The sequence below is a fragment of the Phytobacter ursingii genome (genome assembly GCF_001022135.1).
In the GTDB taxonomy this organism is placed as follows: Bacteria; Pseudomonadota; Gammaproteobacteria; order Enterobacterales; family Enterobacteriaceae; genus Phytobacter; species Phytobacter ursingii.
On sequence record NZ_CP011602.1, the window covers coordinates 5,367,677 to 5,382,061 of the forward strand.

General features: G+C 50.7%; 14 protein-coding genes. 9 read left to right on the forward strand and 5 right to left on the reverse strand.

What is annotated here, in order from left to right:
• Positions 1-126 precede the first annotated feature (126 nt).
• Positions 127-1,689, forward strand: a complete 1,563-nt coding sequence (locus tag AB182_RS28935; protein WP_047373050.1) for a methyl-accepting chemotaxis protein — start codon at positions 127-129, stop codon at positions 1,687-1,689.
• Here AB182_RS28935 and AB182_RS28940 read toward each other — a convergent pair.
• A complete protein-coding gene (locus tag AB182_RS28940; protein ID WP_047373051.1) occupies positions 1,686-2,285 on the reverse strand; it encodes a PadR family transcriptional regulator in 600 nt (199 codons plus the stop codon). The two genes, AB182_RS28935 and AB182_RS28940, sit on opposite strands and share 4 nt — an antisense overlap.
• Before the next feature lie 239 nt (positions 2,286-2,524).
• Here AB182_RS28940 and AB182_RS28945 point away from each other — a divergent pair, with 239 nt between their 5' ends.
• Positions 2,525-3,295, forward strand: a complete 771-nt coding sequence (locus AB182_RS28945; RefSeq protein WP_047373052.1) for a siderophore-interacting protein — start codon at positions 2,525-2,527, stop codon at positions 3,293-3,295.
• Between the two features lie 137 nt (positions 3,296-3,432).
• Positions 3,433-3,729 carry a hypothetical protein gene (locus AB182_RS32445; protein WP_139153740.1) on the forward strand — a complete coding sequence of 99 codons (297 nt, stop codon included), beginning with the start codon at positions 3,433-3,435 and terminating at the stop codon, positions 3,727-3,729.
• Here the strand turns inward: AB182_RS32445 and AB182_RS28950 are convergent.
• A complete protein-coding gene (locus AB182_RS28950) occupies positions 3,698-4,867 on the reverse strand; it encodes a GumC domain-containing protein (protein WP_047373053.1) in 1,170 nt (389 codons plus the stop codon). The genes AB182_RS32445 and AB182_RS28950 overlap by 32 nt on opposite strands.
• 364 nt (positions 4,868-5,231) lie before the next feature.
• Between AB182_RS28950 and AB182_RS28955 the strand changes: the two genes are divergently transcribed.
• From AB182_RS28955 to AB182_RS32730, 3 genes are all read left to right on the forward strand, one after another.
• Positions 5,232-7,118 (forward strand): beta-glucoside-specific PTS transporter subunit IIABC, encoded by a 1,887-nt coding sequence (locus tag AB182_RS28955; RefSeq protein WP_047373054.1) that lies wholly within the window; start codon positions 5,232-5,234, stop codon positions 7,116-7,118.
• A 141-nt stretch (positions 7,119-7,259) separates the two neighbouring features.
• On the forward strand, positions 7,260-8,264 hold the full coding sequence (locus AB182_RS28960) for a LacI family DNA-binding transcriptional regulator (RefSeq protein ID WP_047373055.1): 1,005 nt from the start codon (positions 7,260-7,262) through the stop codon (positions 8,262-8,264).
• Between the two features lie 28 nt (positions 8,265-8,292).
• Positions 8,293-8,436, forward strand: a complete 144-nt coding sequence (locus AB182_RS32730) for a hypothetical protein (RefSeq protein ID WP_167337912.1) — start codon at positions 8,293-8,295, stop codon at positions 8,434-8,436.
• Between the two features lie 39 nt (positions 8,437-8,475).
• Here the strand turns inward: AB182_RS32730 and AB182_RS28965 are convergent, their stop codons facing one another.
• Together AB182_RS28965 and AB182_RS28970 are read right to left on the reverse strand one after the other, a co-directional pair.
• Positions 8,476-9,069 carry a hypothetical protein gene (locus AB182_RS28965; protein ID WP_047373056.1) on the reverse strand — a complete coding sequence of 198 codons (594 nt, stop codon included), beginning with the start codon at positions 9,067-9,069 and terminating at the stop codon, positions 8,476-8,478.
• Positions 9,069-10,064 (reverse strand): hypothetical protein, encoded by a 996-nt coding sequence (locus AB182_RS28970; RefSeq protein ID WP_047373057.1) that lies wholly within the window; start codon positions 10,062-10,064, stop codon positions 9,069-9,071. The genes AB182_RS28965 and AB182_RS28970 overlap by 1 nt, the downstream gene beginning before the upstream one ends.
• 613 nt (positions 10,065-10,677) lie before the next feature.
• Here AB182_RS28970 and AB182_RS28975 point away from each other — a divergent pair.
• Together AB182_RS28975 and AB182_RS28980 are read left to right on the forward strand one after the other, a co-directional pair.
• On the forward strand, positions 10,678-11,154 hold the full coding sequence (locus AB182_RS28975; RefSeq protein WP_047373058.1) for a hypothetical protein: 477 nt from the start codon (positions 10,678-10,680) through the stop codon (positions 11,152-11,154).
• 769 nt (positions 11,155-11,923) lie between these two features.
• Positions 11,924-12,247 (forward strand): DUF1889 family protein, encoded by a 324-nt coding sequence (locus tag AB182_RS28980; RefSeq protein ID WP_047373059.1) that lies wholly within the window; start codon positions 11,924-11,926, stop codon positions 12,245-12,247.
• 776 nt (positions 12,248-13,023) lie between these two features.
• Here the strand turns inward: AB182_RS28980 and AB182_RS28985 are convergent.
• Positions 13,024-13,734, reverse strand: a complete 711-nt coding sequence (locus AB182_RS28985; protein WP_047373060.1) for a hypothetical protein — start codon at positions 13,732-13,734, stop codon at positions 13,024-13,026.
• A gap of 175 nt (positions 13,735-13,909) precedes the next feature.
• Between AB182_RS28985 and AB182_RS32735 the strand changes: the two genes are divergently transcribed.
• A complete protein-coding gene (locus AB182_RS32735) occupies positions 13,910-14,062 on the forward strand; it encodes a hypothetical protein (RefSeq protein ID WP_167337865.1) in 153 nt (50 codons plus the stop codon).
• The last annotated feature ends 323 nt before the right edge of the window (positions 14,063-14,385 follow it).

Genomic DNA, 14,385 nt, shown 5'->3' on the forward strand with positions numbered 1-14,385 from the left:
GCGCTGCGGTTACCGATAACATGCAGTAGAGATATTATTTCTGGCGTCTCTTTAAAAGCAACATATCTAACTCTTTGTTAAAAAGAGTTTTTTATCAAAATTACAATCATGTGCATGGGGGAATATATGTTTTTACATGATGTAAAAATTGGTGCGAAATTATTTTTCACGTTCGGTTTTTTTATTGTCTTGATGGTAGCCAGCTCCGCTCTTTCACTGTTCAGTCTGAATCGTGCTAATAATGGGATGCAGGAAATTATTCACAATGATTATCCGACCACAGTAAAAGCCAATCAACTCATCGATAACTTCCAGACCTTCGTCAATACGCAGCAACTCATGTTGCTGGACACTGACGGCAAATGGCAGGAAGAGACCCAGAAGCAGCTCGGTGAAATTAGCTCCCGTGTAACGGCGCTTCTGGACGATCTGACAAAAAACCTCCATGACAGCGAATCGCAAAAAATCCTCGCCGAAATTAAAGATATCCGTCAGCAATTTTTGGACTCGCGCTTTCGTATTCTGGAAGCCGTGAAGAATCAGGACCATTCGGCAGCTATCACCGAAATGATGACCAAAATGGTGCCGATTCAGAGAGCCTATAAAGAGAAAGTAATGGCCCTGATTGCTATCCAGGATGCGCAGATGCGCCATGGTAGCGAGCAGGTTCAAAGCGATTTCAGCACCAACCGTTTACTGCTGATTGCCCTGGCGATTATCAGCATCGGCGTGGGTACGCTTTTGGGATGGGTGATAGTGCGCGCCATCACTCGTCCGCTGCGTGAAGCGGTAACGTTTGCTGAGGCGATTGCCAGTGGGGATTTAACCCGCACTATCCACTCTGATTATCGTGATGAGACGGGGGTGTTGCTGCGTGCACTGATGGAGATGAAAACCCGCCTGGTCGACATCGTTCAGGAAGTTCAGTTCGGCTCGGCCAGTATTTCAAGCGCTGCGGCGCAAATTGTGGCCGGAAACCAGGATCTGGCAGCCCGTACAGAGGAGCAGGCCAGTTCTGTCGAACAGACCGCATCGTCCATGGAGCAGATTACCGCCACCGTGAAGAACACCGCCGATCATACGACCGAAGCGACCAGTCTGTCAGCAGATGCGGCCAATGTGGTTAAAAACAACGGCGAGATGATGAAACAGGTCACCGAGAAGATGCGCGTGATCAATGAGACGTCCAACCGCATGTCTGACATCATCAACCTGATTGACGCCATCGCCTTCCAGACCAATATCCTGGCGCTAAACGCGGCAGTCGAAGCGGCACGCGCGGGCGAGCATGGTCGTGGCTTTGCGGTGGTGGCCGGCGAAGTAAGGCAACTGGCACAAAAGAGCGCCGCATCAGCCAATGAAATCCGTCAGCTTATTGAAAATTCCACCAGCCAGACCCGTGAGGGTATGGCGCTGGTGGAAAAAGCCAGTAGCTTGATCAACGGCATGGTGAGCAACGTTCAGGAGATGGATATCATCCTGCGTGAGATTGGCCAGGCAAGCCGCGAACAGACCGACGGCATTTCGCAAATCAATAGCGCTATCGGGTTGATAGATTCCACCACGCAACAGAACTCAAGCCTGGTGGAAGAGTCCGTTGCAGCGGCGGCGGCGCTGAACGAGCAGGCGACGCATCTGCGTGAACTGGTGCAAGTCTTCCGTCTGCGTGAAGATGGGGTAATGGCCTAATCCAGCTGCGAGATATCCAGCGCTGCCCGGTCGATAATGCCGATAATTTGTTTTAACTGGGCGGCGCTTAATTCTGACTGTTTGACTTTCAGATCCAGTACCGCCTTGAAGTTTTCCAGCGCGCGCTTCATCTGCGGATCTTTTCGTAACTGATAACCCACGCTTCGCGCCTTGATACGCGCCTGAATATGCTGCAGATGTTCGTTGTTTTCGGCAAGCCACGCCTGGCCTTGCGGAGTAATGGCTATCTTTTTACGTCCGCCGTCTTCCTCGTTAATGATAATAAGCTGCTGATCCTGCAAGAGATCCAGCGTTGGGTAAATCACGCCCGGGCTGGGTGTGTAATTTCCCTGGGTCAGGGTTTCGATTTCCTTAATCAACTCATAACCGTGGCTGGCGTTACGGGTCAGAATATCCAGGATAACCAGACGTAATTCCCCATGACCAAAAAAGCGTTGCCGACGTCCACCGCCGCCACGCCCGTGGTGGATGTCGCCGTGATGGCCGCGATGATGTTCCCCGCGACGTCCGGTGTGGCACTCGCTGTCATGACCCTGCTGGCATTCTTCATCGAATGCATTGTGGTGGTGTCGCATGTTCTTCCCCTCCGTTAATTTGATATATCTAATTTATATCTAAAATTAAAAAACTGACAAGGTTGTTTTTGGGTAATTATGTAATTTATTGATTTTGATAATTTTAAATTTTCTTTTTTGCAGGTTGTGCGTTTCGGTTTTTGTGTATCTAAAAAATGCTTGCCATCGCGACAAACAGCAATCATTATCATTTGGAAATCAATTTAGATATATCGTATTCAATTTCACGAAGGCCGATTATGACAATCCAACAACAACGTTATCCTCAGCGTGTGCGCAATGCGCTGCGTTTTCGCGAGTTGACGGTATTACGCGTCGAACGCGTGGGTGCCGCATTCCAGCGCATTGTGCTGGGCGGCGAAGCGCTGGAGGGGTTTACCTCTCGCGGGTTCGATGACCATACCAAAGTCTTCTTCCCACAGCCTGGCAGTCAGTTTACTCCCCCACAGGTAACCGATGAGGGTATCGTTTGGGCTGATGGCCCGCGCCCCGCATCGCGTGATTACACACCGCTGTATGATGAGCGCCGTCATGAGCTGGCGATCGATTTCTTTATTCATGAAGGGGGTGTGGCGAGCGCCTGGGCGATGCAGGCCCAGGTGGGTGACAAACTCACGATCGGCGGTCCGCGTGGATCGCTGGTGGTGCCTGAGGATTATGCCTGGCAGTTGTATGTGTGCGATGAGTCCGGGATGCCGGCGCTGCGCCGTCGCCTGGAAGGGTTAAGCCGCCTGGCGGTACGACCGGAGGTGAAAGCGGTGGTCACCATTGCGGATGCATCTTACAAAGATTATTTCGCTCATTTAGAGGGTTACAATATTGAGTGGGTGATTGGTCATGACGGGCAGACGGTGATGGATAAACTGGCGTCAGTTGCCGTGCCGCCGACAGACTATTTTATCTGGCTTACGGGCGAGGGTACGGTGGTGAAATCGCTGCTGGAGCACTATGCGACTGGGGATATTGACCAGCAACAGGTTCGTGGTCAGGCTTACTGGCATAAGAAGTAGTTCGCTGCGGTTTCCTTCATTCTGAGGGGGAGTACTGCACTTATCCCACTCCCCGGTGGCGCTGCGCTTACCGGGGCTACGATTGTGCGGTGGGTGCGTTCAGTCCCCGGTGGTGCTGCGCTTGCCGGGCTACGATTGTGCGGTGGGTGCGTTCAGTCCCCGGTGGTGCTGCGCTTACCGGGGCTACGATTGTGCGGTGGGTGCGTTCACTCCCCGGTGGCGCTGCGCTTACCGGGGCTACGATTGTGCGGTGGGTGCGTTCAGTCCCCGGTGGCGCTGCGCTTACCGGGGCTACGATTGTGCGGTGGGTGCGTTCACTCCCCGGTGGTGCTGCGGTTGTGCAGTGGGTATCGGTGAGTAGCCCGGATAAGGCGTCTGCGCCGCATCCGGGAGATGGCCGGATTACGCCACCTCGTCGTATTCAGCTTCGCTGACCTGTTGCTCCAGCGATTGACGAATCTCGGCAAGGGCTTTCTCTTGCTGGCGGAAATACCCTTCCTGATCGGTCAGTGACGATACCAGTTGCCACGACTCCTCTTTCTCCAGCGCATTCAGCTCATCGATCAGGCTGGCAATATGCTGCTTCACCTCATGAATACGCTGGCGCAGGCGGGCAAGATCGTTAAGGCGATCGCTGGCCATTAACGGCTCCAGCCCTTTTTGCAGGCGAGTTAATAAAAGGCGAATCGCCCCCAGATCGCCGCGCTGCCTGGCCTGATTCAACTGAACCATCATGGCATGCGCCTCCTCTTTAAAGGCGTCGTCGACTAAATCCGGGTGGCAAAGTTTACTGGCCTGGCGCCACAAGCGTTTCAGTTCAACACGCTCATCCGGCGACATCTTCTGTTCGAAGCCAAAACGCTGCTCGGCATCGTGCTGTTGTTCCTGGTACTCCTCATACTCCTGGCGCGCTTCATCCCTCGCCTGACGCGCCGGTTCATCTTCACGCGTTAAGCCTTGCTCCAGTTCCTGCGCTTCGGCCAGCAAAGAGGCGATCAGCGCGTTCTGCTGCTGCAGATGTTTACGCGCTTCCGCAGCCTGTGGGGACTGTGGCGGGAAACTTTGCCAGCGGCGGGTAAGGGTGACCAGCACCTCCACCGCCTGCGACAGATATTTCTGACAGCGAAGATAATCTGCCTCACGACGATGCGCTTCCGCTTCCTGACGACGAACAGCGGCTTCGGCGAGGATCTTACGCAGGCGCAGGATCTGTGACATCAATGGTCCAAGACGGGTGAGGTACAGATCGTTGAAATCATCCAGCAACTGAATGCGTGTGTTACGTTTATCGATTAACTCACGCAACTGCTCTTCCAGCGCTTTCAGCTCCAGCTTGCTGGCGGCAACCTGCGGATCCTGCCACTGCACCACTGAACGCTGGCTCTGCAGCCAGGCATTGATGGTGCGCAACGCATCGGAATAGTTTTTCTCTTCAAGCGCCCATACGATGAACGCCAGTTCACTGTCGGTGACTTCATTTTTTAGAAAGGGAAGCTGGCTCTGAATAATGCCTTCATCTTCCAGTTCAATGGCGTATTTAATGATCTCAAGCCGTTTTATAGGTTTGTTCATGGTGTTTTGCTAAGGCGCTTAAAGATTGAGTTAATGGTAGTTGTTAATGATCAAACACGAAATAAGCTCATTGTCGTAACCACAGCCGCTGCGTTCAACCCTGAAAGATTAGCACCAGTTCAGCTAAGCCGATATGGCTGAAATCATAATACAGGTGACAAGTTACAGGCGTTAGTATTCCTGAAAGAAATACTTCCCCGGTACGTTTTTTCCCCATTTCCCGGTTGTTTCATATTCACCTTATCGAGTGATTTAGCTCTCATATTTCCATGAAACCGGTTGCATGGTGGATTGTCCAGGTTAGCATGAAACCGGTTTCATTCATTGCATGACTCAGTTACCGAAAATAAAAGGTAGAAAAAAGATGGCTGTTATTCGGGATTACAATAAGTTAGCAAGTGATATTCTCCGGGAAGTCGGTGGGGAAGAGAACATCAATAGCTTTACCCGTTGCGCCACGCGTTTACGTCTGGTCCTGAACGAAACGCCCGCTGATGCGAAACGTCGGGTGCAAAGTCTGCCAGGCGTCATTGCGGTGGTGGAGAGCGGCGGACAGTTTCAGGTGGTGATCGGTACCCACGTGGCAGACGTGTTCAACGCGATGTCGGGTCTGGTAAAAGAGACGGCTTCCATTAACAGCGCCGCGAAAAAAACGCGTAAGCTCGACGCGGTGATTGCCACCATGTCGGCCGTATTCGCGCCTATTGTCTACATTCTGGCGGCGGCAGGCATTTTGCAGGGGCTGCTGATTGTTGTCAGCCTGATAGATGCCGATATCAAAACCACCGGCACTTTCGCTGTGCTCAACTTTATGTCCTGGACGCCATTTGCCTTTTTGCCAGTATTTATCGCCATCACGGCGGCGCGCCATTTCAAATGTAACCCGTTTATCGCTGTTCTTTGCTGCTGTGCGCTGATTAGCCCGGACTGGGCGGCGCTGGCGGGGCGTATTGCCGGTGGGGAGAGTATTACTTTCCTCTTCTTTCCGCTGTCTAAAACGGTGTATACCTCCTCTGTTTTGCCGCCGCTGTTTCTGGTGTGGACGCTCTCCTGGTTCGAACGCCGGGTAGAAAGGTGGATCCCGGAAGTCGTGAGCCCGCTTTTTACGCCATTGATCTGTTTTGTCGTCATTGTGCCGCTGACATTGATTGTTATTGGCCCCCTTACGACTTGGGCGGCAATGGGGGTGGCAAATGGCTATAACGCCTTGTTCCATGCGGCGCCGGCGGTTGCGGCGGCGGTAATTGGCGGGGTGTGGCAGATTATTGTTATTTTCGGGGTGCACTGGGGAATAACGCCGGTAATCATGGCGAATTTCGACACCCAGGGGTACGACTCTTTCCAGGCTTACCAGACCATTGCGGTTATCGGCCAGATGGCGGCGGTGTTTGGTGTGTTCCTGAAAACCCGCAATACCCAGTTAAAAGCGACCTCCGTGTCTGCCGGGATTACGGCGATTTTCGGTATCACCGAACCGGCAATTTACGGCGTGACGCTGCGTTTTAAAAAGCCGTTTATTTGTGGCTGCATCGGCGGGGCGATTGGCGCGGTCGTCGCCAGCCTCTTCGGTAGCCTGTACTACGCCTATGCGGCGTTGCCTGGTCTGTTTACCCTGGTTAACGCCATCAGTCCGAATGCGCCAATGTCGTTTGTCGGCGAACTGGTGGGCGCCGGAACCTGTATCGTGCTAACAATTGTGATGGTGCAGTTCGTGGGCTTCGAAGACCCGGCGAACGAAGAAGAAAGCCAACCCGCTGATGCGGTTAAATCACAGGCGACGCCCCATGTCGCAGTGGTAAGCGGGATAGAGATGCTTAGCCCGCTGAAAGGCGAAGTGGTCGCGCTGGAGAGCGTGGCAGATGATGCTTTTGCCGGAAAAGCCCTTGGCGATGGTATTGCCATCAAGCCGGAAGAAGGAAAAGTGGTGGCTCCATGCGACGCGACGGTAGCGACCGTGATCGAGTCACATCATGCCATTGGGTTATTGTGCGATAATGGTGCTGAGTTATTGATCCATGTTGGGTTAAATACCGTCAACCTGCAGGGGCAACATTTCCGTCCGTTGGTGAAAGAGGGGGATGTGGTCAAAGCGGGTACGCCTCTTCTTGAATTCGACAAAGCCAGCATCGAACGCGAAGGCTATGACCTGACAACCCCGGTTCTGGTGGTGAACAGTGAAGATTTCACGCTGACAAAGCATCAGCTTGATGGCGCGATTGGTCGGGGGGCGCCGCTGATGTCTCTTGCATAAGGAGACACGGGCGCACGAACATGGTGTCAACGAAGCCACGGCGTAACCCGTCGGGCTTCGCGAGTCGCACGCTTTTGCAGCATGTTTCTGAGTTGGATGTTCCCGACTCGGTGTGAGCCACCCATTGATCGAGGTTTTCTTATGGTAACGATACTGGACGTCGCCAGAATGGCAGGAGTGTCAAAGGCGACGGTATCGCGCGCGTTAAGCGGTAAGGTGTTTGTCCGGGAAGAGGTGAAGGCCAAAATTTTACAGGCCGTTGCTGACACCGGCTATCGGCCCAACCAGCTGGCGCGCAATCTTGCTAATAACAAAACGAATTCGATTGGGCTGGTTATCACCAACGGGTTGTACAACGGCCCGTTCTTCTCAAGCATGGTATATCAGGCGGCGACCCGCAGTGAAGGTCATAGCCGGCAACTGGTGCTTGCAGACGGGAAACACAGTGCTCAGGACGAGCGCGATGCCATTGGTTTGCTCCTCGAGCTTCGCTGCGAAGCCATCATGATCTATCCCAAATATCTGTCGGTCAGTGAGCTGGATGACATCATTGACGGCAACCAGACGCCGATAGTTGTCATTAATCGTGAACTTATCAGAAACCGAAACCGCTGCGTGTTTACCGATCATCGCCGCAGCAGCGAAGAAATGGTGGAACATTTGCTGGCCCAGGGGCATACCCGGATAGCATTCGTGGCCGGCGTATGTGGTTCGCCCACCGGCGAGCGCCGTTTACGCGGCTACCGCGATGCGTTGCGAAAAGCGGGTATCAGCCCTGATCCACAACTGGTGGTGCGGGGCGCCTGGAGCACCGAAAGCGGTTATGAGGCGGGACGCCAGTTGCTGGCGCTCAATGTCCCGTTTACCTGCGTACTGGCAGCCAATGACGATATGGCCATTGGCCTGGCGAAAGCCTTTCAGGATGCGGGGAAAACGGTGCCGGGGGAGATTTCGCTGGCCGGGTTCGATGATTCGGTGATTGGTAAGTATTACACGCCTTCTTTGACAACTATCCATGTCCCGATGGACGAAATGATCCGCGATGCGGTCGAAATAGTACTGCATCCCGATGAAAAAACTGTGTTTTCCCATCAGGGAACCCTGGTGAGCCGGGAGTCAGTTGCCCGACGCGTTAACGCGGAGTGAATATTCACACGTCATAAGGCGAAGCGTGATGTTTTACGCAAAAGCGCATGTTGTTGTGGGTAACGTACGGGTACTGAATGAAAGGAAAAACTGGCCGATGGTGATAGCGAATTCACCTGGCATTGTGCCCGGACTGCTTACCTTTAGCATCGGGTTATTGCCATTAACGTAAAAAGCCGCCAGCGCGTAACGCATGGCGGCTTTGTTGCCCTTACTGACCCGATCGTATGCGCATCCCGCGAGACAATGTGGCGATACGCTGCGTGCGACTATAGAGCACGAATAAAATAAACCCTCTTCCATTAAGCACATAGCGGCAGGCCAACATGATGAGCATTGCCACCAGCATAATGACCGCATGATGCATCTGCCCATTCAGCACGGTGATCGCCAGAAGCACCGCGCTCAGCACGGTAAGAACACCATGCACCAGGCCATACCACGCCAGTCCGGATGTTTTACCGCGCGCGATAAGCCAGGTGGCAGTCAGGTTGCTGAAAATAAACAGGATTGCAGGCAGAAAGAAGAGAAGCGCCCTTGTTGGCGGCGTCTGCCTGGGCAGCATCGACATCAGCGTCAGTAAATTACAGGCGAAGGCTATCAGAAAAAACAGCAGTACAAACGCCAGCGGAAATCCGTTCTGGCGGGGCAGTTCAGACGGTGGCTTATCAAACCAGCGCTCCAGTTCTGGCGTTGAATGCTGCAACAGACTGTTATCGCCGCGGGCAATAACCTGCTCCATCTCCCTGCCATGCGCCAGCAGATCACAAAAAAACCAACCAGAAATGAGCGTGGTCAGGCGCATTACAGTACCGCCAGCGACTGAATGGTGCCCACAATATAGCGGCTTGCTTTGGGGATCCCGTCCGCAATGTATCGCCCGGTTTTGGGTATATTACCCGGCGAGGCAACGACGCCACTTACCGCGCTTCCTGCCAGCGCGGCCGCACTGGTGACCAGGTTGCCCAGTTGTCGGGTAAGTTCGACCTGTACGGGTTCAACCGGGAAGCGTTTCGGGTAGATGCCTGCGCGGATAAGGGCTTTGATTTCCTTATTACTGATGCCAGGGTTTTGCAGCTTGATGATGAGCTCCGTCAGGCGTTTGCGATCCTGACGGGGGTACTCTTTCAGCCATTGAGACGCTTTCAATGATGAAACGGACTTCATTGCGCGCCACGTCGTGACAACCTCTTTCAGTACGCCGCCAGCGCTTGCCAGCGAGATAAGATCGAGCGCGGTAGCGGTGGCGTTATACCAGCCTTGCGAATCCAGCCAGGCCACATCTTCCCCGCCATTCTCCACCAGGTCATACAAACGGTAGAGACCGTTAATGCATTGTAAACCTGTGGCAGCCGCACCGGCATAACCCAATGCCACCAGCGCACCGCTGGCTCCGGCAGTGAGCGGGACGGCAGCCCCCGCAGTGGCCATGACCCCGGCGGTAATGATCATCGCGCCGCAGGAGAGGACGGTAGAGGCGATTTCCGGGCCGAGAGAGGTTGCGGAAACGGCATCGGTCAACGACTGACCCACAGTGGTTTTTGACCCTTGTGCGGGAGGCTTTGTGACAACCACATGCGTGACGATGCCGCTTTGTCCGTTCGGGTGACGTTTACTGGGGCGTACGAGGTATCGCTCCGGGCCATCGGCGTAGATAATTCCAGCCTGCGCAAAATCACGTGTGCAGTCCATCGCTGCACCAAGCGCATCGAAATTGAAATCTGTCGCACCTTTACCGCTAAAGCGAGCAAAATCATAGCCAGGCATATTTGCTTCGGGGTTGAGTCCGGGCAGCGTCATTTTTCATTCCTTGTAATGATGAGTACAAAGTATTAATCCAGGATTATTCCTGGACTCCCAGGGCTAACAAACGGGTTTTTTCCCCTTTGTGTGGACCTGTTTCGCCACACAATATTCAGACCAGACAAAGATACTCACGTAATATTCTGGACTGTATGGAACGAACGGAAGTGCATTTTTATATTTTAACTTATTGATTTAATTTGTTTTTATCGGTTTTTCGCTTGCTGTCGTTACTGACCAACGGCAAAGGAAACGTTAAAGTTTCCTTATTTTAGACAGCGAACAGGCAAACTTCACCCCGCCAAAAATCGGGCTTTTACGTATTCACAGTGATGATATGAGATATTCTTGATGTGAATAATTATAACGTGTAATTAAAACGTGGCGATGTATTTAGCAACGAGAAATGTTTTTTTAGCAGCATTAACATGCCGGTAAATTCAGGCACGCTGTAACCTTATTTGGGATGAAGTCGTCTCGGGATTGGGGGCTAATTCTCAAAATAGACAAAACGCTCATGTTGCCACGTTTTCACCGCTGGCGGCCTGGTACGTTGTGCATTACCTTAGAGCCGAAAATGACTGTCGCATTCGAAAAGGAGCCAGGTTCGATGTCTGATCAACACATAATGAAAGCCATGTTCACGCAGCAGCGAATTCAGATCATGCATTTGGGAAAGCATCATAAGGAATATACCGACGCATATATTTTTGCCTGGGAATCCGGCGTTTATCCGTTTTTGCACGATTTGGGAGGCGAACATCAGTATCTTCCTCATGAGTTATACGGTGACTATTTTGAGATTACGGCGCAGAAAGGCGCATCGATTTACGAACGCCTCAATCGGGCATGGGCAGATGAAGAGGACCACTTGACCTATAGCTGTCTGGAGTCCGAATTGATGGGCGTTGGCGGTGCGCGCGACTGGCGTCCCGATGAGTTAATGAATGTATGCCGCTATCTTTTCCTGACGGGTTGTTTTGACGACGTATTCTGGAAAGCGCTGTGCAAGCCGAACGGGGATTCATCCTGGGTTGAGTTCGTGAGGGATGCGTACAGCCGGGAGCATGATACGGCATTTATGTGATTTCAGTCTGAACCGGGACACCGATCGCGTTCACCGGCCATACCGGACAGAAATATTCGATTTTTATCGGTTCACAAAAACTGAATGAGGTGCGGGAAATCACGGAAGATTGATTGTCAGAATACAACCGTGAGCCCCTGCGTGCGTCTTTGAGCCATCATTCATCAGTCGAATATCTGTTTGGCCGGAAGTGCAAAAGGTATCTGTCTCTGTTAATACCATCGGTTATATTTGACATAAAAAAAGGTGACAATGACGATCCACAAAAAAGTCATTATTCCGAAATAATCAGGTATGAAGCGCGCAAATATATAGGCGCCCGCCAGGATGAGGATGAAAGGAACTAAATAGATATATGACTGTAAAAGCCATAAAATTGCACGTTTCATTTTTTACAACTCATATAATACCTCACCGAAAATGATAGCCCGCCACGTAAGACTTGCCGACGATAGCCAGGTACAGAACTAGCTTACTGGATTTTCCAGCATATTTGTAAACCCTATAACAGCATGACGTGTATGTGCTTCTGACCTTTCTTGATGGTAGTACTGGCCGTCAGCGCAATGATCGGCTGGGGAAGCAGTAACGTTCCGGTAGATGCGAAAAAGCGTTTGTACTTTTGGGGGGCGTCATCGAGCAGAAAAACATCACATACGACGCTGATTTTGGGGCCAGGTAACAGATTTAATCATCAATTGCAGACTCTTCGCCATTTCAGGTCATAGTGAAGAGGTGATTATTAGATGGTTAGTTTAAGGATACGAATATGCCAACAGTAATTGATAAAGCATTAGACTTCATTGGCGGTATGAACACGTCAGCCTCAACGCCGCATTCCATGGATGAGAGTACGGTGAAGGGGATGTTTAAGTATTTGAAAGACCTTGGTGTCCCGGCTCATGCCGAGGAGATTATTGCGCGAGGAGAGCGGGAAGGGTGGAACCCTGAGTTCACAAAAAAAGTGGCGGGATGGGCGGATAAAATCGAGTCCGCTGACCGGGTGGTGATTAAAAATCCTGAATACTTTACTTCGTATATGAAGGAAGAGCTGCGCGCGCGAATGAACGCCGAATTTGACCCGGCAAGTTAAGCGCGTCTCGTTTAGCTACTCACCTGGGTTTTAATACGCCAAAGGGCCTGTGTTTTCACACAGGCCCTTTAATTTGGTGGCCCCTGCTGGGTTTGAACCAGCGACCAGATAATTAAGTGTTTCTGGCGGGATACCCAAAATCAATGGTTTTGGGTATTTATCACTGGCATGGTTCGCCATAATTTGCCAGCGATTACTCCTTATTCGCTGAATTACCAGACACCTCAGACGTTGCATCAGGCTGGAGAAAAAGAAATGAGAAGGTCAATAAACCGATATGACTAACTGAGCGTTGTAATGAAGATTGGGAGAAGGTCATTTACCGTGGCGATGCGTTGCCGCGATTCATTGATGTTGGCTGGGTTTTCTTTCAGCGAATCAAAGAGCATGGCGGTGGTTTTTGGATAGGGTAGACATATAAGGATGCTTTTATTTTTGGTATTGAAAGACCGGTATCACTGACCGAAGGGATGTAATTTCTAATTGCTTAGAAAGCAGTTGCAATCAGATATATGGAATTTTTAACAGCTGAAGATGACCCCAACTTATCGTTGTTTTAATGCCTGGAAAATATAAATGGACTATAGCCCGTTTTCTGAGCTATCAATACCAACGATTATACTTGAGGTATAAGTATGAAACGATGATAAACCATGCAAATGTAAGCATCCCCGAATAGTCAGGGATAAATCGAATAAACAAAAAAGCGCCTGCCAGTATAAGTGCAATGGGGACTAAGTGAGAGTGAGCCCCCCACAGAAACAATAAAAACTTTTTCATCTTTTCAAGATCTCATACAAAGCGTCACCAATGACTTCTTCATTGTATCCACCAGATTTTACCTCATAGATTATTTTAGACATTTGAGGTTCAATAAGAAAGTATAGCATTTCCAGCTTTTCTCGATAAAGTAATTGGTAATATTCCGAATCCTGAAATTTCAGTTTATTTGCTGCCAGTGCTGCGATCTGAGCTTTAGAATAGAATGTTGTCAGTTTCACAAACCATGTGGACATTTCATTAACTTTTCGAATATGTGATTCCTGAAAATCTGCACTGCTTACAATCAATTTAGCGATAGTCAGTGAAAGAGCTAGCTTGCTCGATCGGTCAACCGCGTCATAGGCTTTCTCTCCAATTTTCTGCTTTAGATAGGACATTAAGGTAATGCTCTTCTGGTCTCCGAGACGTTTGAATGTTTTCTGAAAATAAAGCTGAACCATATCAAGTACAACATCATTTCTGTTGTAGATTTCTACCAGAGACAAAATTAATCGCGAATCTTCCTGCCACTGCTCATGGCATGTACTCCTATAGTATTCATCAGTCACAAAGCATGAGCCATAGTTGATAAGTCGCTGGCCGCCAAGTTTTACTTTTTCGATTGTTTCCATTTGTCCTGCATGGATCTCTCTTAAAGCTTTGGTTACAGCTATTGCCATATTTCTGTCTGACTGAGTTTTCCACTTAAGATAGTTTTCTGCCATTTCCATGTGCCTTGTTGTAACATTCTTGGTTAATGATTGATCATGGTCGCTCGCAGGGGCAAGGATGAAGATGAAAAAAAGCCGAAAAGTTCTCATATACGTTTTGACCGTAATTATTTCATTTCTAACAATTCCGGAGATCGTGTTACGAACGGTATCAGGCGAAACACTTGTCATGCTTAGCAGATTTACGAGTTTGGGCGGTCTGTTCAGCCCGTTCCTCTCGGTGATGATTTTTATCGGACTTGCATCAATCCTGGTCGCGATCATTGGCGTGTATGTCGTGAGTAAGATTTATCAGGGTGCAACGCGTGTGAAGGATAAATAAACACGCTTTAATACCGGATAAACGCTTTTTAGTTGGCTGCATGCATTTAATGCATCGTTTTGCATACGTCATGTAATTTTTTTGATCCTGACCGGTGCCAGTGCTGGCAAGGATCTGGTGAACCGATGCAACTGCATTCAAACCGCCCCATAAAGCGGGCAGGCAAGGCGGGGAAAGCACTGCGCGCTGAGGCAGTTATTATTTTATTTTTACCGAGCCTGGGCGCGCCTCTCCCGCGTCGGGATAAAAGGGGCATTGTTAGGTGGCGCGATGTTTGCGGGGCGTATGGCGTCGCCGGAGCGCTCTGGCGGGGAGATATGAAA